Raw genomic sequence first — 18,512 nt, 5'->3', positions numbered from 1 at the left:
CACCACGGTCGCCACCCCGGTCGTCACGACGCTCGAAAGAACGGCCGCCGCGGTCGTCGCGGTTGAAGCCGCCACGGTCGTTGTCCCGACGGAAGCCGCCACCACGGTTGTCGTCGCGGCGCTCGAAGGAACGGCCACCACGGTCGCCACCCCGGTCGTCACGACGCTCGAAAGAACGGCCGCCGCGGTCGTCGCGGTTGAAGCCGCCACGGTCGTTGTCCCGACGGAAGCCACCACCACGGTTGTCGTCACGGCGCTCGAAGGAACGGCCACCACGGTCGTCACGGCGGTCACGGTTGAACGGACGGTCGCCACCCCGGTCGTCGCGACGCTCAAAGGAACGGCCACCGCGGTCGCCACCCCGGTCGTCACGACGGTCACGGCGCTCGTAGTTGCCCCGGTCGTCACGGCGCTGGCGCGGCTCGTACGAGGAACGCTCTGGCTGCTCCGGGACCTCGACCACGACGGCGGCGGCAGCGGCCTCCGCGGCGGCGGCGACGGCCGCGGCCACGCCCTCCTCGTCCTCGCCACGGTCACGGGCGGCGCGGGCGGTGAGGCGGTCGGCCTCCTCGCGCAGCTCGCCGGCCCGCCGGGTGGCGCGCTCCAGCTGCTTGGTCAGGGAGGCGACCTCACGCTCGGCCTGCTGCGCCGCGTTGCCCGCGGACTCGGCCTGGACCTCGGTCATGGAGCGGGCGCCGGTGATCTCGGCGACCTCCGGCTCGAAGGCCGCGCCGCCCTGGATGATGTGACGCCCGGCGTCGACGCCCGCGTCCTCCATCAGGCGGAAGATCTGGCGGCGCTGGTGCGGCAGGGACAGGGAGACGACCGTGCCCGTGCGGCCGGCACGCGCGGTGCGGCCCGCGCGGTGCAGGTAGTCCTTGTGGTCGCCGGCCGGGTCCACGTTCAGGACCAGGTCGATGCCGTCGACGTGGATGCCGCGGGCGGCGACGTCGGTGGCGACCAGGACGTTGACGTAACCGTCCTTGAAGTCGGCGAGGGTGCGGGTGCGCGCGCCCTGCGTCATGCCGCCGTGCAGCGCGTCGGCCTTCACACCGGACTCGCGCAGCTGCTCGGCGACGCGGTCGGCGCCCAGCTGGGTGCGGACGAAGATGATCGTGCGGCCCTTGCGGGAGGCGATGGCCGCGGTGACCGGCGCCTTGTCCTTGGGCTTCACGATGAGGATGTGGTGCGACATGGTCGTGACGGCGCCCTGGGCGGCGTCGACCTCGTGGCTGACCGGGTTGTTCAGGTAGCGCGAGACCAGGGTCTTGATCTCGTTCTCCATCGTGGCGGAGAACAGCATGCGCTGGCCGCCGGCCGGGACCTGGTCGAGCAGCTCGGTGACCTCGGGCAGGAAGCCCAGGTCGGACATCTGGTCGGCCTCGTCGAGGACCGCGACCTCGACCTCGGAGAGGTCGGCGGCACCGCGGTTGATGAGGTCGCGCAGACGGCCCGGGGTGGCGACGAGGATGTCGACGCCGCGCTCGAGGGCGTAGATCTGGTTGCCCATCGACGTACCGCCGCAGACGACCTTCATCTTCAGGCCGACCTGGTCGCCGTAGGGCTGCAGCGCGTCCGCGACCTGCATCGCGAGCTCACGGGTCGGGGTGAGGATGACGGCGCGCGGCTTGTGCTTCTCGGTACGGCCGCCGGCCAGACGCGCCAGCGTCGGCAGACCGAACGAGAGGGTCTTGCCGGAGCCGGTGCGACCGCGGCCGAGGATGTCCTTGCCGGCCAGGGCGTCCGGGATGGTCGCGGCCTGGATCGGGAAGGGGGTGGTCACCCCGTTCTGCGCGAGCTTGCGGACGACGCCCTCGGGCAGACCGAGGTCCGCGAAGGTGATGGTGGGCTCGGCGTCCTCGGTCTCGTCGAGCTCGGCCTCGGGGGCCTCGACGACGTCGGCCTGGGGGGCCTCGGGGGCCGCTGCCTCGATGACGGCCTCGTCGTTCACGTCGCTCTCGACGGCGACGTCGACGTTCTGGTCAGCGAGGTTCTCAAAGGAAATGGACATGCGAAATGCGAAACCTTCCGGAGTCTCGGCACGCGCCCGTCAACTCCGTGTAATTGCGCTTTCGCAAGTCGACCGCCTCAATGCGGTCCAGCCACGGCAAGGGAGAGTACGCGCCACACGGCGCTCTCTTCTGCGGCGCCGGGCAAATGGGATCAAACGATCTACCACCATACGCACCCACCCACCCCCGAGGCAAACCAGATCCCTGAGACCCCGCTCACAGCGGGCCGCGAGGGCTCAGGCGGGCGCCCCGGCGCGCGGGGTCGGCTCCCCCATCATCACGCGCGCCCCGGCCTGCTCGTGCGCCGATGACGAGGGCTCCGCGGTGGTCGGGGACGGCGGCGGGGTCTGCGACGGGGTCGGGTCCGGCGTGGGCGTCGTCACCGGCGGGGTGGTGCGCGGCGGCGTCGGCCGGCCCGGGGAGGGCGCGGGCGCCGGCTTCGTGGGGCGCCCGCCGCGCGAGGGCGACGCCGCCCCGGACGGCTCCGCCGAGGCGTCCGCCCCCTCGTCGCCGTGCCCGTGCTTGCCGCCCTTGCCGTCCTCGGCGCCCTTCGCGTCGTCGTCCGCCCCGTCCGAGGCCCCCGCGCGGCCGGGGTCACGGCCGGCCCGCGGCCCGGCGGCGCCGCCCGAGTCCGCCGTACCGCCCTCGGGGGCCGCGGCGCCACCGCGGTGCGAGGCGGAGTGCGAGGGCGCGGGCCCGTCCTTGCCGTCGGCCACACTCATGCACCCGGCGGCCGCGGCGACGGCCACCGTGGCCGCGGCCACACGCCCCAGACGAAGGACACGAACGGATACGGGCAGCTGGCGCACGGGGGCACCTCCGGGGCACGGAACGGGGACACCGTTCCCAACTCCCGCGCCCCGCAAGAAGACACGCGCCACCCTGGCCGGAACCGCCCGTCAGCCGTATCCGAGCGCGTGCAGTCGGGCGTCGTCGATCCCGAAATGGTGCGCGATCTCGTGCACCACGGTGATCTCCGTCTCCGCGACCACGTCCTCCCGCGCCTCGCACATCCGCAGCGTCGGCCCCCGGTAGATCGTGATCCGGTCCGGCAGCACCCCCGCGTACCACTCACCGCGATCGGTCAGCGGCGTGCCCTCGTAGAGCCCGAGCAGCTCGGGGTCGTCGGCGGGCGGCTCGTCCTCCACGAACACGGCCACGTTGTCCATGAGCCGCGTCAACTCGGGCGGAATCCGGTCGAGCGCCTCGGCGACCAGTTCCTCGAACTCCTCACGCGTCATCTCCAGCACCCGGCCATTGTCCGGCACAACCCGCATATCCACCCGCCCACTTGGGCATACGGGAGCAATGGCCCGCCCGACCGTCGCCGCCATACGTGTCCTGCGCCGGGCGCTCCGCGCCGTGCGGGGAGCCCGGGCCCCCCGCGCGCGCCCCGTCGCCCTCCAGCTCGTCCACCCGCCGCACCCCCTGACCCGCGCCCTCGGCCTGATCGCCGTCGTCCTGCTCGGCGCCTGGCTGGGCCTGCTGATCGTGGGCAGCGTCCGCACCCCGGTCGGCCCGATGGACACCAAGATGACGCTGCGGCCGTCCCTGACCGGCGGCACGAAGATCAACGTGTCGCCGCTCGGCGCCCTGGAGCTGGACTCGCACACGGGCCCGATCCGCCTGGACGTCGACGTCGACCGGCTCGACCCCGACCGCTCCCAGGCCCTCGTCGACCACCCCGAGCGCATCTCCGGCCTCCAGGACGAGGTGGCCCGCGACGTCGAGCACGGCACCGTCGACCTGGCCCTGCGCTCCTGCGTCGCCGTCGTCTCCGGCGCCACCGCCCTCGGCCTCGCCGTCTACCGCCGCCCGCGCCGCGCCCTCGCCGCCGGCGGCCTCGCTCTCACGCTCCTGATGGCCTCGGGCGTGAGCGCGTACGCCACCTGGAACCCGAAGTCGGTCCTGGAGCCGAAGTTCTCCGGGCTGCTCTCCTCGGCCCCCTCCGTCGTCGGCAACGCCCGCTCGATCGTCACGGAGTTCGACGTCTACCAGCAGGAGTTGGCCCGCCTGGTCACCAACGTCACCAAGCTCTACGACGTGACGTCCACGCTCCCCGCGTACCGGCCCGACCCGTCCACGATCCGCGTCCTGCACGTCTCCGACATCCACCTCAACCCGGCGTCCTGGAAGATCATCGCCTCGCTCGTGAAGCAGTACCGGATCTCGGTGATCGTCGACACCGGCGACACCATGGACCACGGCTCCACCGCCGAGAACGCCTTCCTCGACCCGGTCGCCGACCTGGGCGCCCCGTACGTGTGGATCCGCGGGAACCACGACTCGAAGGAGACCCAGCGCTATCTGGGCCGCTTCAAGAACGTGCACGTGCTCGACGAGGGCCGGGCGGCCACCGTCGCGGGCCTGCGCTTCGCGGGCACCGGCGACCCGCAGTACACCCCGGACCGCTCCACGAAGGCCCTCGGCGACCCCGCCGAGCGTCTCGCGGGCATCCGGCTCGCCTCGGCGCTGCGCAACCAGCGGGCGGCCGGCACGCCCGTCGACGTCGCGCTCGCGCACAACCCGCTCGCCGCCCGCCAGACGGACGGGGCGGTGCCGCTGGTCCTGGCGGGCCACATCCACCACCAGGAGATGGAGGTGCTGCCGCTGGGGACCCGGCTGCGGATCGAGGGCTCGACCGGGGGCAGCGGGCTGCGCGCCGTCGACGACAAGGAGCCTGACCCGGTGGAGGCCTCGGTCCTCTATCTGGACCGCACGACCAAGCGCCTCCAGGCCTGGGACGAGATCAGGCTCGGCGGCCTGGGCCTGACGACGGCCGAGGTCAGCCGCCATCTCCCGGCCGAGAACCAGCCCGGGGCCACGCCGTCGCCGAGCCCTCCGAAGGGCACCCCGTAAACCGTTTTGGCGAACCGTCCCCGCATCCCATATGCTTCTCACGTCCCCGACGCGCTGCGAAGCGCGCAGGCGGGCCGATAGCCCTCATCGTCTAGCGGCCTAGGACGCCGCCCTTTCAAGGCGGTAGCACGGGTTCGAATCCCGTTGGGGGCACGCAACACAATGTGCGACACTTGGTCGCGCAACAGCTTGGTCCTGTGGAGCAGTTTGGAGTGCTCGCCACCCTGTCAAGGTGGAGGCCGCGGGTTCAAATCCCGTCAGGACCGCCGAAGTTCTTCGGAACTTCGTGGCTGGGTAGCTCAGTTGGTACGAGCGATCGCCTGAAAAGCGATAGGTCGCCGGTTCGACCCCGGCCCCAGCCACCAGCCTTCGGGCCCCGTCCATCGGACGGGGCCCGAAGTCGTTTCCGGGTCAGTTCTCCGGCAGCACGACGGTCTCGCCGACCGCGAGGAGCAACTGGACGGGCCATTCCGGGTCCGCCTGCCCCACGGCCAGCCCGATCCAGCGGTCGGTGACCGGCAGGCGCCACACCTGGACGGTCCCGGCCATGCCGCTGAGGAAGCCCAGCGGTTCGGGCACCGGCCCGTCCGCCTCCACGTACGGCCACAGGTCGATCTCCAGGGGCGCGCCCCAGCGTCCGGTCAGCCGGTCCGCGAGCTCCGAGTGCGCGGCCTCGATCTCCCGCTCGGCCGCCTCGACGGTCTCGGTGTCCCGGTCGTCCCAGAAGTCCCGGCTCTCGCGGAGCACGGCGAGATGGTGGCCGGGTCCGCCCCACCGGCCTTCCAGGGGCCGCGTCGGCTCGGGCGGGAACGGCAGGGCGGCGAGCCGGTCCACGACAGACAGCTCGTTCGGCATGGCTGGAGCCTACGAGTCGGCGGCTACACCGGTGCCGCGTGCACGGGCTGGGTGCCGCGGCCACCCGGGTGGCGGTGGCGCCAGAACCAGAAGAGGGCGCAGGAGACGACGGACCAGGCGGTCAGGACCAGGAACGGGAAGGCGTGCTGGTTCCCCTGGAAGTAGACCGCCGTGTGCTGGGCGTTGACCGAGGCGCCGGGCGGGAGCCACTGGCCGAGGCGGCCGATGAAGGTGGGGAGCAGCGGCGGGGCGACGGCGCCGCCGGAGGCCGGGTTGCCGAGCAGGACGAGCAGGCCCCAGGTCGGGATCATCGCCCAGCGGTGGAAGAACGTGTTGAACATCGTGAAGACCATGCCGCAGGTGAACATCGTCAGGGCTAGGATCAGCCAGGACTCGACGAAGGGCAGGTCGACCGCGCCGAGCCACCAGTCGGCGACGGCGGCCACGGCGAAGCCGCCGAGCAGGGCGTAGGCGACGGTGAAGGCGATCCGCTCGGCCGGGTTGAGGCCGCGGGCGTGGACGCTGAGCTGGATCGCGCCGACGAAGCCGATGATCACGGCCGCGAGCGAGATGTAGAAGATCGTGAGGCCGCGCGGGTCGCCGCTCTGCAGCGGGCGCACGTCGCGGACGGTGACCGGGATGCCGGTGGCCTTGCCGACGGCGGGGCCGGCCTCGGTGAAGACCTGGGCGACGGAGAACCCGGAGGCGCCGGAGACGTCGAGCAGGACCCGGTCGCCGCCGTCCCGCACGTCCATCACGGCGTAGATGCGCTGCTCGTCGATGGCCTCGGCGGCGTCCTGCCGGGAGGCGTAGGGCTTGAGGTCGAGCTGGGCGTCGAGGGCCTTCTCCATCGCGCCGAGGAACTGCCGGCCGCGGGCCTGGTCGTACTGGCCGGTGACGCCGGTGGGGATGTGGTGCGGGGTCGGGTTGGCCATGGAGTACGTGTAGGCGGCGGCGAAGAGCGCGGCCGCGGCGGCGAGGATGAGGACGAGCACGGTCGCGGGCAGGAACGGGGACTTCTTGTAGTTGGCCCAGTGGTCGGCCCGGGTGGGCGGGCGTCCGTGCTCACCGTGCGGCGGGTGCGGGCGCGGCTGTTCGTCATCGGCCAGGGGCGACATACCCTGCACGCTAAAGCACGTATAAGCCGCATACATCCCAGAAGGGTCCACGTCCCTCCCCCAGGGCCGGGCCCGCGGCAAAACCGTTCGCCACGAATTTCTCCGAGGTGAGATCCTGGAGGACGTATGTCTACGCAGCCTGCCCCCGCCGCCGCCGACCGGATCGCCGCCGTAGCGCGACGCCTGTCCGAGCTCTCCCTTCGCGACGCCCACCGCCTCGGTCGCAGGCTGGAAGGGGCCCGCAAGATCCGCAAGCCCGAGGCCCGGGCCGCGGTGATCGCCGAGATCGACGCCGAGGCCGAGAAGGCCGCGGTGCGCACGGACACGCGCCGGGCCCGCCGGGCCGAGCTCGAGGTCACGTACCCCGAGCAGCTCCCGGTCAGCCAGAAGAAGGACGAGATCGCCGACGCGATCCGCGATCACCAGGTCGTGATCGTGGCCGGTGAGACCGGTTCCGGCAAGACCACGCAGATCCCGAAGATCTGTCTGGATCTGGGGCGCGGGGTGCGCGGCATGATCGGGCACACCCAGCCGCGCCGGATCGCGGCCCGTACGGTCGCCGAGCGCGTGGCGGAGGAGCTGCGCACGCCGCTGGGCGACGCGGTGGGCTGGAAGGTCCGCTTCACCGATCAGGTGAACCAGGACGCGACGTTCGTGAAGCTGATGACGGACGGCATCCTGCTGGCCGAGATCCAGACCGACCGCGATCTGCGCGCGTACGACACGATCATCATCGACGAGGCGCACGAGCGGTCCCTGAACATCGACTTCCTGCTCGGGTACCTGGCGCAGCTGCTGCCGCGCCGCCCCGACCTGAAGGTCGTCATCACGTCGGCGACGATCGACCCGGAGCGCTTCTCGCGGCACTTCGGCGACGCCCCGATCGTCGAGGTCAGCGGCCGTACGTATCCGGTGGAGGTGCGCTACCGCCCGCTCCTGGAGGAGGACTCGGACGACTCCGACCGCGACCAGATCACGGCGATCACGGACGCGGTCGAGGAGCTCCAGCGCGAGGGGGACGGCGACATACTCGTCTTCCTCTCCGGCGAGCGGGAGATCCGCGACACGGCGGACGCGCTGGAGAAGAAGAAGTACCGGTTCACCGAGGTGCTGCCGCTGTACGCGCGGCTCTCGCACGCCGAGCAGCACCGGGTCTTCCAGCGCCACACGGGCCGCCGGATCGTCCTCGCGACGAACGTGGCGGAGACCTCGCTGACCGTCCCGGGCATCAAGTACGTGATCGACCCGGGCACGGCCCGCATCTCGCGCTACAGCCACCGTACGAAGGTGCAGCGGCTGCCCATCGAGCCGGTCAGCCAGGCCAGCGCCAACCAGCGCAAGGGCCGCTGCGGCCGTACGAGCGACGGCATCTGCATCCGGCTGTACTCGGAGGACGACTTCCTCGCCCGCCCCGAGTTCACGGACGCGGAGATCCTCCGCACGAACCTGGCCTCCGTCATCCTGCAGATGACCGCGGCCGGCCTCGGCGACATCGAGAAGTTCCCCTTCATCGACCCGCCGGACCACCGCAACATCCGCGACGGCGTCCAACTGCTCCAGGAACTGGGCGCGTTGAACCCGGCGGAGAAGGACGTCCGCAAGCGGCTCACGGAGCAGGGCCGCCGGCTCGCCCAGCTGCCCGTGGACCCGCGCCTGGCCCGCATGGTCCTGGAGGCGGACAAGAACGGCTGCGTGCGCGAGGTCATGGTGATCGCCGCCGCGCTGTCCATCCAGGACCCGCGCGAGCGCCCCTCCGACAAGCAGCAGCAGGCCGACCAGCAGCACGCCCGCTTCAAGGACGAGACCAGCGACTTCCTGGCCTTCCTGAACCTGTGGCGGTACGTGCGCGAGCAGCAGAAGGAGCTCGGCTCCTCGGCGTTCCGCCGGATGTGCAAGCGCGAGTTCCTGAACTTCCTGCGCATCCGCGAATGGCAGGACATCTACACACAGCTGCGCACGGTCGCCAAGCAGATGGGCATCCACCTCAACGAGGACGACGCCCCCGGCGACTCCATCCACGTCTCCCTCCTGTCCGGTCTGCTCTCGCACATCGGCATGAAGGACGTGAAGGAGTCCAAGGAGTCGCAGTCCAAGGACCCCAAGCAGGCGGGCCGTGATCGCGGTCGCAACGAGTACGTGGGCGCGCGGAACGCGAAGTTCGCGATCTTCCCCGGCTCGGCGCTGTTCAAGAAGCCGCCGCGGTTCGTGATGTCGGCCGAGCTGGTGGAGACCAGCCGGCTGTGGGCGCGGGTCAACGCGAAGATCGAGCCGGAGTGGGTCGAGCCCCTCGCCGAGCACCTCCTCAAGCGCACGTACAGCGAGCCGCACTGGGAGAAGGACCAGGCGGCCGTGATGGCGTACGAGAAGGTGACGCTGTACGGCGTCCCGCTCGTGGCGCAGCGCAAGGTGAACTACGGGCGGATCGACCCGGAGGTCTCGCGCGAGCTGTTCATCAGGAACGCGCTGGTGGAGGGCGACTGGCGCACCCACCACAAGTTCTTCGCGGACAACCGGAAGCTGCTGACCGAGGTCGAGGAGCTGGAGCACCGGGCGCGCCGCCGCGACATCGTGGTGGACGACGAGACGCTCTTCGACTTCTACGACCAGCGGGTCCCGGAGCATGTCGTCTCGGGCGCCCACTTCGACTCCTGGTGGAAGCACAAGCAGAAGGACGAGCCCGAGCTGCTCGACTTCGAGCGCTCGATGCTGATCCGCGAGTCGGCGGAGGCGGTCACCAAGGCCGACTACCCGGACTCGTGGCGGCAGGGGCAGCTCAAGTTCCGGGTGACGTACCAGTTCGAGCCGGGCGCGGACGCGGACGGTGTCACCGTCCACATCCCGCTCCAAGTGCTCAACCAGGTCACGGACGAGGGCTTCGACTGGCAGATCCCGGGCCTGCGCGAGGACGTGGTGGTCGAGCTGATCCGCTCGCTGCCCAAGCCGATCCGGCGCAACTACGTGCCGGCGCCGAACTTCGCGAAGGCGTTCCTGGAGCGGGCCGTGCCCCTGCAGGAGCCGCTGCCGGCCACGCTCGCGCGCGAGCTCCAGCGGATGGTCGGGGTCCCGGTGAAGCCCGACGACTTCGACCTCACCCGCATCCCCGACCACCTGAAGATCACCTTCCGGATCGTCGACGAGCGGCGCCGCAATCTCGCCGAGGACAAGGACCTGGAGGCGCTGAAGCTCCGGCTCAAGCCGAAGGCCCGGCAGGCGATCTCCAAGGCGGCCGCGGCCACGGCCGAGCGCTCCGGCGGCGAGTCCCTCGAACGCACGGGCCTGACGGACTGGACGCTCGGCACGCTGTCGAAGGTCTTCGAGACCCGCCGCGCCGGCCAGCCGGTCAAGGCCTACCCGGCACTCGTCGACGACGGCGACACCGTCTCCGTACGGCTCTTCGACACGGAGGCCGAGCAGGCGCAGGCCATGTGGAAGGGCACGCGCCGGCTCATCCTGCGCAACATCCCGGTGAACCCGGGCAAGTTCGCCTCCGACAAGCTGAGCAACGCGGCGAAGCTCTCCCTCTCCGCGAACCCGCACGGCTCGATCCAGGCGCTGTTCGAGGACTGCGCGATGGCGGCCGCGGACCGGCTCATCGGGGAGTTCGGCGGGCCCGTCTGGGACGAGGAGTCGTACCGCAAGCTCTACGAGAAGGTGCGGGCCGAGATCGTCGACGCGACGGTGCGCACGGTGGACCAGGTGCAGCAGGTGCTGGCCGCCTGGCAGGCCTGCGAGCGGCGCCTGAAGTCGACGAAGAGCCCGGTGCTGCTCGCCAACCTCCAGGACGTGCGCACCCAGTTGGACCGGCTGGTGAAGCCGGGCTTCGTGACGGCCACGGGGACGCGCCGGCTGCCGGACCTGATGCGGTACCTGGTCGCGGCCGACCGGCGGCTCCAGCAGATGCCGACCAACGTCCAGCGGGACACCACCCGTATGGAGAAGGTCCACGAGATGCAGGACGAGTACGCCTGGCTGCTCGAACAGATGCCGCAGGGACGTCCCGTGCCGCAGGAGGTCCTGGACATCCGCTGGATGATCGAGGAGCTCCGGGTCAGCTATTTCGCCCACGCCCTGGGCACCGCGCACCCCGTCTCCGACAAGCGGATCGTGAAGGCGATCGACGCCGCCGTTCCGTGACGAGGCAGCCACGCGGGGTGAGTTCGACGCGTGGGCCTGCACTGCTGTACTGTCCTACTCGCAGCGCAACGCAGAAGAAAAAGCGCCGCGAACCTGGTCCTGTGGAGCAGTTTGGAGTGCTCGCCACCCTGTCAAGGTGGAGGCCGCGGGTTCAAATCCCGTCAGGACCGCAGTAAGAAGGCCCGCACCGAATGGTGCGGGCCTTCTGCGTGTGCCCGCCCGCCCTGGACCACCCCCGGAGACCGCACCCTCCGCGTGCACCCGCCCCCCCCTGGGCCACCCCCAGAGGCCGCGTCCGCGACGAAACCGCAGACGACACCGCAAATCCCGCCAGGACCACACCCACAGAGAGCCCGCACCCCGGCTGGTGCGGGCCCTCTGCGTGTGCCAGGCGGCCGCGCCCTTCCCGCCGCACCCCGGTAGGCCCGCGCTCTTGACGGGTACTCGGGTGCTGAGTACGCCAGAAGCAACGCACCGCACCGCGGGAGGGGAGGCGGCGGCATGGCGGCACCCGTACGGCACGAGACCCGGGCCCTGTTGCGCGCGCACCTCGCCGCGGCCTCCGGCTACCGGCACGTCACCCGGCACTGCCCCATCTGCCATCGCCTCCTGCGGCTCGCCATGGAGCCGGGCGGGGAGCTCGCCCCCGAGGACCTCACGCAGGCCCTGACGGGCCGTGAGAGCGCCTCCGACGGGGGCGAGGACGAAAGTCCCTCGAAGGGGTGACGAAAGCCGACCCACAAGCCGCCCGTCAGATGGCAGCCTGGGGAGAGTCGGAGACCCTCCCACCCCCGCCGGCCCCTCTAGCGCACGGGCATCTGCGGCAACAAGATTCAGGGCATGTGACGGGTGTCACCGAACTTGTTTTGGAAACACCGTTTCTTACAGCCGCCCTACAACTCCTCAATTTAATATGTGCAATTGCACCACCCTCACAGGCGTCCACCGGCCCTCCATCGGCCCTCCGTCAGGCTCTGGCCAGAGGCCCCGCCGAGACTCCCCCAAGACCCACCAAGACCGCACCGGAACCCCCGCCACAGCCCCCACGACCCCCCGGCCGGCACCCCGCCCAGCGCACAAAAAAATCGCGCTGGACCCGGCGGAGTCCAGCGCGATCGACGACGCACCGTGTGAAGCAGTGGAGATGACGCTTCGTGGCGCTTCATAAGAAGGGGGCCTGTTGGGGCAGGTCCCGCGTCGTGTGGAGCTATGGGGTGGGCGCAGTACGGGTTGGGGGACCCGAAACGCCCGATATGCACCGCGTTCTGCGGGGTCCTCAGGCCTCGCTGCGCTGCTGCGGAATACCCGCAAGCAGAGCGCGGACCTCGGCCTCGCGGTAACGGCGGTGCCCGCCGAGCGTGCGGATCGACGTGAGCTTGCCAGCCTTCGCCCAGCGCGTGACCGTCTTCGGGTCGACGCGGAACATCGTGGCGACCTCAGCGGGGGTCAGCAGCGGCTCGGCATCAGGGGTGCGAGCGGTCATGAGCGGCCTCCTCGGGAGAACCGAACCTTCTCGGTTCTTTCCTTTAAATTCTGCACCTTGACCCGCGTTGCCCGATATGGCGGACACGGGTCGAGTCGGTTATAGGACGAACGGCTTGTCCTCGGCACTACAACTACACCATCCGTCCAGCCGCGTCGGCCAAACCGATGGAATTGCCCTCCCAGGTGTTCATCAGCGACGGAAGCCGATGGACCATGCCATAGCGGACAGTCACGCCCCTGTGACGATCAGTCACAGGGGCGTCAGGAGTCACCAGACCCCCCAAAGACAGTGCAATGCTGAGTGATCCGCCCAAAGTGGTGCCTAGTCGGGCGGACAGAGTCCTCCCCGGACTCCTTGTCCTATTTTGGCACGAGGAGGGGTGATGGGCGCAAGGGCGAAGTAAGTGCAGTCCGTCACGCTTGCATCACGCTTGATGCAAACGCCCGGATCAGGACGTAGGTCCTGAAGGCCCGCATGCGTCCGGTCAGTTGGCGTTCTGCCGTTCCTTCACCGCACGCCAGCGTGCCACGAGCCGCGCGTACGCCGCGCTCGCGCCCGCCCCGTCGCCGGCCCGCAGCGCCGCGATCCCCTCCGCGACGTCCGCCGCCGAGTGATCCTCGTCCAACTGCTCCGCGGGCAGGGTGTGCACGAGCCCGCCGTAGTCGAGCTCCACGTACGAGCGCGGGTGGAACTCCTCCAGCCAGCGCCCCACATCCAGCAGGCCGTCGATGAGCGGCCCCTCGTCGAGCGCGTCCTTGAGCGCCTTCAGCGCCCGCGCCACCCGCCGCCGCGCCTGCACCATCGGCGTCCGGTACCGCAGCGACGCCTCGCCGCCCGCGCTCTTCGGCTCGTAGACCCGCTCCTCGTCGGAGACGAGCACGAACCAGTTCAGCGGCACGTGCCAGGTCGAGGTGCGGATCCAGGGGCGCGCGTCCGGGTTCCGCTCCAGCCAGCGCTCGTAGTCGTCGGCCGTCTGCCGGCGCACCACCGGCGGCAGCACCGCGTCCAGGACCGGGAGCGGCAGGAAGCCCGGCAGCTCACCGAGCGCCTGCCAGCCGCGCAGCCGGGTGCGCCACGGGCAGACGCACACCACCCCGTCGGCCTCGAGCACGAACGCGTCGTCGCTCTCGTGGACCGGCACGGGCACCGGCGGCGTCGGCAGCAGATCGGCGAGCGAGCGGCGCAGTTCGTCCTGGTAGGAGGGCAGGTGCTCGCGCCGGGCGTAGCGCTCCCAGTGGCCGCGCTCGGGCTGCGGGAACGCGGCCAGCGGTTCGTAGACCCGCAGATAGGCGGCGTACGGGACGGTCGGCGAGGACACCTTCTTCGGCACGGCTGCTCCCTCCCCCGACCACGACCCGGAAAACACTGCAAATCGTGCCACGGCAGGCCCCGGCGCACGCGCCCCCGCGTACGGAGTGCCCCGACGCGAGAGAGTGATCCTGGGCACTGCGCGGGTGGCGGCCCGCGGCGCGTTCTAGTCTTCTGCCCACGGAGACCCGCCACCCGTACGGGGCTCCGCTCAACCGCCGCAACTTACTTGGGAGTCACCACAGTGACCGATGTGACCGGCGCCGCTGCCGACGTGCTGCAGACCCTGTTCCACTCGGACCAGGGCGGGCACGAGCAGGTCGTGCTCTGCCAGGACCGGGCGAGCGGCCTCAAGGCCGTGATCGCCCTCCACAGCACCGCCCTGGGCCCCGCCCTCGGCGGCACGCGCTTCTACCCCTACGCGACCGAGGCGGAGGCCGTCGCCGACGCGCTGAACCTCGCGCGCGGCATGTCGTACAAGAACGCCCTGGCCGGACTGGACCACGGTGGCGGCAAGGCCGTCATCATCGGCGACCCGGACCGCATCAAGACCGAGGAACTGCTGCTCGCCTACGGGCGCTTCGTGGCCTCGCTCGGCGGGCGCTACGTGACGGCCTGCGACGTGGGCACGTACGTGGCCGACATGGACGTGGTGGCGCGCGAGTGCCGCTGGACCACCGGCCGCTCGCCCGAGAACGGCGGCGCGGGCGACTCCTCCGTGCTCACCGCCTTCGGTGTCTTCCAGGGCATGCGGGCCAGCGCCCAGCACCTGTGGGGCGACCCGACGCTGCGCGGCCGCACGGTCGGCGTCGCCGGCGTCGGCAAGGTCGGGCACCACCTGGTCGAGCACCTGCTGTCCGACGGCGCCGAGGTCGTGATCACGGACGTGCGCGAGGAGTCGGTGCGCCGGATCACCGACCTGCACCCGGAGGTCCGCGTGGCCGCCGACACGGACGAGCTGATCCGCGTCGAGGGCCTGGACATCTACGCCCCGTGCGCGCTGGGCGGCGCCCTGAACGACGACTCCGTGCCGGTCCTCACCGCCAAGGTCGTCTGCGGCGCGGCGAACAACCAGCTCGCCCACCCGGGTGTGGAGAAGGACCTCGCGGACCGCGGGATCCTCTACGCCCCGGACTACGTGGTGAACGCGGGCGGGGTCATCCAGGTCGCCGACGAGCTCCACGGCTTCGACTTCGACCGGTGCAAGGCGAAGGCGTCGAAGATCTTCGACACCACGCTCTCGATCTTCGCTCGCGCAAAGTCCGACGGGATCCCGCCGGCCGCCGCGGCCGACCGGATCGCCGAGCAGCGCATGGCGGAGGCGCGCGGCCGGGCGTGATCGCGGGCGCTGCGTAACGAGCGTCACTCTTCTCGGCGGGTCGCCCGTCGAGAAGAGGTTAAAATCGCAGCTGACCAGCGAGGACGGGGCTCCTGGCTGGTCCTGCGCACACGCGCGTCCTGCGGGCGACGTACCGTATGGGCGTGGGCTCAGGTACCGTGGAAGCCCTACGGACCGGTCTCTCTGCGGAGAGCCCGTTCCTGAACATGAACGCGTGTCAAGACTCTGGGGCCGTCGAGCCCCGTCACCGAGGGGGTCGAGCCATGGGGCGCGGCCGGGCAAAGGCCAAGCAGACGAAGGTCGCCCGCCAGCTGAAGTACAGCAGCGGCGGGACTGACCTGTCGCGTCTGGCCAACGAGCTGGGCGCATCGACGTCTGATCCGGTCTCGAATCAGCCGCCTAACGGCGAGCCGTTCGAGGACGAGGAGGACGACGAGGACCCGTACGCCCGCTATGCGGATATGTACGACGACGATGAGGACGAGGACGAGGAGTCCGGTCCATCGTCTCAGCGCCGCGGCGCTTGACCTCGTAGTACATAGCACGTTCAGCAGTTCATTCGTTCTCCGAATACTGCTGCACTCACCCGGTCCGGGGTGGTCACCACGCCGGACCGGGTTTTGTGCTGCCCCGGGACCCTGAGGGCCCGGGGCGGCACCCCGTGTGTCCTACCGGGCGTAGTCGCCCGTGAGCTCGGCGCCCGTGGTGTGGTCGCCGCGCTCGGTGATCTCGCCGGCCACCCAGGAGTCCACACCGCGGTCGGCGAGGGTCGCGAGGGCGACGTCGACGGACTCCTGCGGGACGATCGCCATCATGCCGACGCCCATGTTCAGCGTCTTCTCCAGCTCCAGGCGCTCGACGGAGCCGGCCTTGCCGACGAGGTCGAAGATCGCGCCCGGGGTCCAGGTGGAGCGGTCGACCGTGGCGTGCAGGCCGTCCGGGATCACCCGGGCCAGGTTGGCCGCGAGGCCGCCGCCCGTGATGTGGCTGTAGGCGTGGACCTGAGTGGTGTTGGTGAGCGCCAGGCAGTCCAGGGAGTAGATCTTGGTGGGCTCCAGGAGCTCCTCGCCGAGCGTGCGGCCCAGCTCGTCGACCTGCTGCTCCAGCGCCATGCCCGCGCGGTCCAGGAGGACGTGGCGGACCAGCGAGTACCCGTTCGAGTGAAGACCGGAGGACGCCATGGCGATCACCGCGTCACCCGTGCGGATGCGATCGGGGCCCAGCAGGTTGTCGTACTCGACGACACCCGTGCCGGCACCCGCGACGTCGAATTCGTCCGCGCCGAGCAGGCCCGGGTGCTCCGCCGTCTCGCCGCCGACCAGGGCGCAGCCGGCGAGGACACAGCCCTCGGCGATGCCCTTCACGATGGCGGCGACGCGCTCGGGGTGAACCTTGCCGACGCAGATGTAGTCGGTCATGAAGAGCGGCTCGGCGCCGCACACCACGATGTCGTCCATGACCATCGCGACCAGGTCGTGGCCGATCGTGTCGTAGACGCCGAGGCGGCGGGCCACGTCCACCTTCGTGCCGACGCCGTCGGTCGCGGAGGCGAGCAGCGGACGCTCGTACTTCTTGAGGGCGGAGGCGTCGAAGAGGCCGGCGAAACCGCCGAGGCCGCCGAGGACCTCGGGGCGCTGCGTCTTCTTCACCCACTCCTTCATCAGCTCGACGGCGCGATCGCCCGCCTCGATGTCGACGCCCGCGGACGCGTAGCTGGCACCAGTCTCAGACATTGCCTGGGATCTTTCGGGTTGGTGGATACGAGAACTAGGGCGCCTACGGCCGACGGATCGCGTCGGCCGCGGCGGTGGCGGCAGGACCTGCGGCCAGTTCCGTCTCCAGGAGCTGCTTGCCGAGGAGCTCGGGGTCCGGCAGTTCCATCGGGTACTCGCCGTCGAAGCAGGCGCGGCAGAGGTTCGGCTTGGCGATGGTGGTCGCCTCGATCATGCCGTCGATGGAGATGTAGGAGAGCGAGTCGGCGCCCAGGGAGGTGCCGATCTCCTCGACCGACATGCCGTTGGCGATGAGCTCGGCGCGGGTCGCGAAGTCGATGCCGAAGAAGCAGGGCCACTTCACGGGCGGCGACGAGATCCGGATGTGGACCTCGGCGGCGCCGGCCTCGCGGAGCATGCGGACCAGGGCGCGCTGGGTGTTGCCGCGCACGATCGAGTCGTCGACGACGACCAGGCGCTTGCCCTTGATGACTTCCTTGAGCGGGTTCAGCTTCAGCCGGATACCGAGCTGGCGGATCGTCTGCGAGGGCTGGATGAACGTACGCCCGACATAGGCGTTCTTCACCAGGCCGTTGCCGAACGGGATTCCGCTGGCCTCCGCGTAGCCGACGGCGGCGGGGGTGCCCGACTCCGGCGTCGCTATGACGAGGTCGGCGTCGACCGGCGCCTCCTTGGCGAGGCGGCGGCCCATCTCCACGCGGGAGAGGTACACGTTCCGACCCGCGATGTCCGTGTCGGGACGGGCCAGGTACACGTACTCGAAGACGCAGCCCTTGGGCTTCGCTTCTGCGAAGCGGGAGGTGCGCAGGCCGTTCTCGTCGATGGCGACGAACTCGCCCGGCTCGATCTCGCGGACGAAGCTGGCGCCGCAGATGTCGAGGGCGGCGGACTCGGACGCGACCACCCAGCCGCGCTCGAGGCGGCCGAGGACCAGCGGGCGGATGCCCTGGGGGTCACGGCCGGCGTAGAGGGTGTGTTCGTCCATGAAGACGAGGGAGAAAGCGCCCTGGACCTGGGGCAGCACCTTGTGCGCGGCCTCTTCGATGGTCAGGGGCTTGCCGTCGTCGTCGACCTGACCCGCGAGCAGCGCGGTCACCAGGTCGGTGTCGTTGGTGGCCGCCACCTGGGTGGCGCGGCCGTTCTCCTTGGGGAGGGCGGCGACCATCTCGGCGAGCTGCGCCGTGTTGACCAGGTTGCCGTTGTGACCGAGCGCGATCGAACCGTGCGCGGTGGCGCGGAACGTCGGCTGGGCGTTCTCCCACACGGAGGCTCCGGTGGTCGAGTAGCGGGCGTGACCGACCGCGATATGACCTTGGAGTGAACCTAGGGAAGTCTCGTCGAAGACCTGGGACACGAGGCCCATGTCCTTGAAGACGAGGATCTGGGAGCCGTTGCTGACCGCGATTCCCGCGGATTCCTGACCCCGATGCTGGAGGGCGTAGAGCCCGAAGTACGTGAGCTTTGCGACCTCTTCGCCCGGAGCCCAGACACCGAAGACGCCACAAGCGTCCTGGGGGCCTTTCTCGCCGGGGAGCAGATCGTGATTGAGTCGACCGTCACCACGTGGCACGCCACCGAGTGTAGACGGGATCGACCACTGGTCCGAATTGGGGACAAGCGCTACCCGCGTTGACGAACGGGGGCCGCCCCAGGGTCCGGGGTGCGCCG

General features: G+C 70.6%; 14 protein-coding genes and 4 tRNA genes. 9 read left to right on the top strand and 9 right to left on the bottom strand.

Annotated elements, in window-relative coordinates; translation table 11 throughout:
- From ACZ4E1_RS33910 to ACZ4E1_RS33900, 3 genes are all read right to left on the bottom strand, one after another.
- Positions 1 to 2,011: DEAD/DEAH box helicase (locus ACZ4E1_RS33910; protein ID WP_467546741.1), on the bottom strand; the 2,011-nt coding region annotated here is incomplete at its 3' end.
- A gap of 237 nt (positions 2,012 to 2,248) precedes the next feature.
- On the bottom strand, positions 2,249 to 2,776 hold the full coding sequence (locus ACZ4E1_RS33905) for a hypothetical protein (protein WP_467546739.1): 528 nt from the start codon (positions 2,774 to 2,776) through the stop codon (positions 2,249 to 2,251).
- Between the two features lie 135 nt (positions 2,777 to 2,911).
- Complete coding sequence (locus tag ACZ4E1_RS33900; protein ID WP_384618905.1) at positions 2,912 to 3,262, bottom strand: metallopeptidase family protein; 351 nt, start codon at positions 3,260 to 3,262, stop codon at positions 2,912 to 2,914.
- A gap of 58 nt (positions 3,263 to 3,320) precedes the next feature.
- On the opposite strand from ACZ4E1_RS33900, the gene ACZ4E1_RS33895 reads away from it, so the two are divergent.
- The 4 genes from ACZ4E1_RS33895 to ACZ4E1_RS33880 all read left to right on the top strand — a co-directional run bounded on the left by ACZ4E1_RS33895 (position 3,321) and on the right by ACZ4E1_RS33880 (position 5,236).
- A complete protein-coding gene (locus tag ACZ4E1_RS33895) occupies positions 3,321 to 4,871 on the top strand; it encodes a metallophosphoesterase family protein (protein ID WP_467546736.1) in 1,551 nt (516 codons plus the stop codon).
- Between the two features lie 80 nt (positions 4,872 to 4,951).
- A tRNA-Glu gene (locus tag ACZ4E1_RS33890) sits at positions 4,952 to 5,024 on the top strand.
- Positions 5,025 to 5,062: 38 nt separating this feature from the next.
- Positions 5,063 to 5,137, top strand: a tRNA-Asp gene (locus ACZ4E1_RS33885).
- Between the two features lie 22 nt (positions 5,138 to 5,159).
- A tRNA-Phe gene (locus tag ACZ4E1_RS33880) sits at positions 5,160 to 5,236 on the top strand.
- Between the two features lie 46 nt (positions 5,237 to 5,282).
- Here ACZ4E1_RS33880 and ACZ4E1_RS33875 read toward each other — a convergent pair.
- Both ACZ4E1_RS33875 and ACZ4E1_RS33870 read right to left on the bottom strand, forming a co-directional pair.
- Entirely contained in the window at positions 5,283 to 5,726 is a 444-nt protein-coding gene (locus ACZ4E1_RS33875) for a hypothetical protein (RefSeq protein ID WP_467546734.1), read from the bottom strand.
- A gap of 23 nt (positions 5,727 to 5,749) precedes the next feature.
- Entirely contained in the window at positions 5,750 to 6,844 is a 1,095-nt protein-coding gene (locus ACZ4E1_RS33870; protein ID WP_467546732.1) for an ABC-2 transporter permease, read from the bottom strand.
- 126 nt (positions 6,845 to 6,970) lie between these two features.
- Between ACZ4E1_RS33870 and hrpA the strand changes: the two genes are divergently transcribed.
- The 3 genes from hrpA (at position 6,971) to ACZ4E1_RS33855 (ending at position 11,704) form a co-directional block, all read left to right on the top strand.
- On the top strand, positions 6,971 to 10,978 hold the full coding sequence (hrpA, locus tag ACZ4E1_RS33865) for an ATP-dependent RNA helicase HrpA (RefSeq protein ID WP_467546730.1): 4,008 nt from the start codon (positions 6,971 to 6,973) through the stop codon (positions 10,976 to 10,978).
- Positions 10,979 to 11,073: 95 nt separating this feature from the next.
- A tRNA-Asp gene (locus tag ACZ4E1_RS33860) sits at positions 11,074 to 11,148 on the top strand.
- 331 nt (positions 11,149 to 11,479) lie between these two features.
- Positions 11,480 to 11,704: a DUF6274 family protein gene (locus ACZ4E1_RS33855; RefSeq protein ID WP_467546728.1), complete on the top strand. Its 225-nt coding sequence runs from the start codon at positions 11,480 to 11,482 to the stop codon at positions 11,702 to 11,704.
- A gap of 550 nt (positions 11,705 to 12,254) precedes the next feature.
- Here ACZ4E1_RS33855 and bldC read toward each other — a convergent pair.
- Both bldC and ACZ4E1_RS33845 read right to left on the bottom strand, forming a co-directional pair.
- Entirely contained in the window at positions 12,255 to 12,461 is a 207-nt protein-coding gene (gene bldC, locus ACZ4E1_RS33850) for a developmental transcriptional regulator BldC (protein WP_003949541.1), read from the bottom strand.
- Positions 12,462 to 12,948: 487 nt separating this feature from the next.
- Entirely contained in the window at positions 12,949 to 13,794 is an 846-nt protein-coding gene (locus ACZ4E1_RS33845; protein WP_467546727.1) for a DUF8083 family protein, read from the bottom strand.
- Between the two features lie 222 nt (positions 13,795 to 14,016).
- Here ACZ4E1_RS33845 and ACZ4E1_RS33840 point away from each other — a divergent pair, with 222 nt between their 5' ends.
- Together ACZ4E1_RS33840 and ACZ4E1_RS33835 are read left to right on the top strand one after the other, a co-directional pair.
- On the top strand, positions 14,017 to 15,111 hold the full coding sequence (locus tag ACZ4E1_RS33840; RefSeq protein ID WP_188337817.1) for a Leu/Phe/Val dehydrogenase: 1,095 nt from the start codon (positions 14,017 to 14,019) through the stop codon (positions 15,109 to 15,111).
- Positions 15,112 to 15,374: 263 nt separating this feature from the next.
- Complete coding sequence (locus tag ACZ4E1_RS33835; protein ID WP_467546724.1) at positions 15,375 to 15,638, top strand: DUF3073 domain-containing protein; 264 nt, start codon at positions 15,375 to 15,377, stop codon at positions 15,636 to 15,638.
- Positions 15,639 to 15,779: 141 nt separating this feature from the next.
- Here the strand turns inward: ACZ4E1_RS33835 and purM are convergent, their stop codons facing one another.
- Both purM and purF read right to left on the bottom strand, forming a co-directional pair.
- On the bottom strand, positions 15,780 to 16,844 hold the full coding sequence (purM, locus tag ACZ4E1_RS33830) for a phosphoribosylformylglycinamidine cyclo-ligase (RefSeq protein WP_467546722.1): 1,065 nt from the start codon (positions 16,842 to 16,844) through the stop codon (positions 15,780 to 15,782).
- A 43-nt stretch (positions 16,845 to 16,887) separates the two neighbouring features.
- Positions 16,888 to 18,414 (bottom strand): amidophosphoribosyltransferase, encoded by a 1,527-nt coding sequence (purF, locus tag ACZ4E1_RS33825; RefSeq protein ID WP_467546720.1) that lies wholly within the window; start codon positions 18,412 to 18,414, stop codon positions 16,888 to 16,890.
- Positions 18,415 to 18,512: the final 98 nt, after the last annotated feature.

The organism is Streptomyces sp. NPDC025806 (assembly GCF_055558275.1).
Note: the sequence above shows the minus strand (reverse complement) of the source record. Positions and strands in the feature narration are given on the sequence as shown.

Excerpts from the sequence above, each read along its gene's own strand:
- ACZ4E1_RS33895 (WP_467546736.1), top strand. The coding sequence starts at position 3,321 with ATGGCCCGCCCGACCGTCGCCGCCATACGTGTCCTGCGCCGGGCGCTC.
- ACZ4E1_RS33875 (WP_467546734.1), bottom strand. The coding sequence starts at position 5,726 with ATGCCGAACGAGCTGTCTGTCGTGGACCGGCTCGCCGCCCTGCCGTTC.
- ACZ4E1_RS33870 (WP_467546732.1), bottom strand. The coding sequence starts at position 6,844 with ATGTCGCCCCTGGCCGATGACGAACAGCCGCGCCCGCACCCGCCGCAC.
- hrpA (WP_467546730.1), top strand. The coding sequence starts at position 6,971 with ATGTCTACGCAGCCTGCCCCCGCCGCCGCCGACCGGATCGCCGCCGTA.
- ACZ4E1_RS33855 (WP_467546728.1), top strand. The coding sequence starts at position 11,480 with ATGGCGGCACCCGTACGGCACGAGACCCGGGCCCTGTTGCGCGCGCAC.
- bldC (WP_003949541.1), bottom strand. The coding sequence starts at position 12,461 with ATGACCGCTCGCACCCCTGATGCCGAGCCGCTGCTGACCCCCGCTGAG.
- ACZ4E1_RS33835 (WP_467546724.1), top strand. The coding sequence starts at position 15,375 with ATGGGGCGCGGCCGGGCAAAGGCCAAGCAGACGAAGGTCGCCCGCCAG.
- purM (WP_467546722.1), bottom strand. The coding sequence starts at position 16,844 with ATGTCTGAGACTGGTGCCAGCTACGCGTCCGCGGGCGTCGACATCGAG.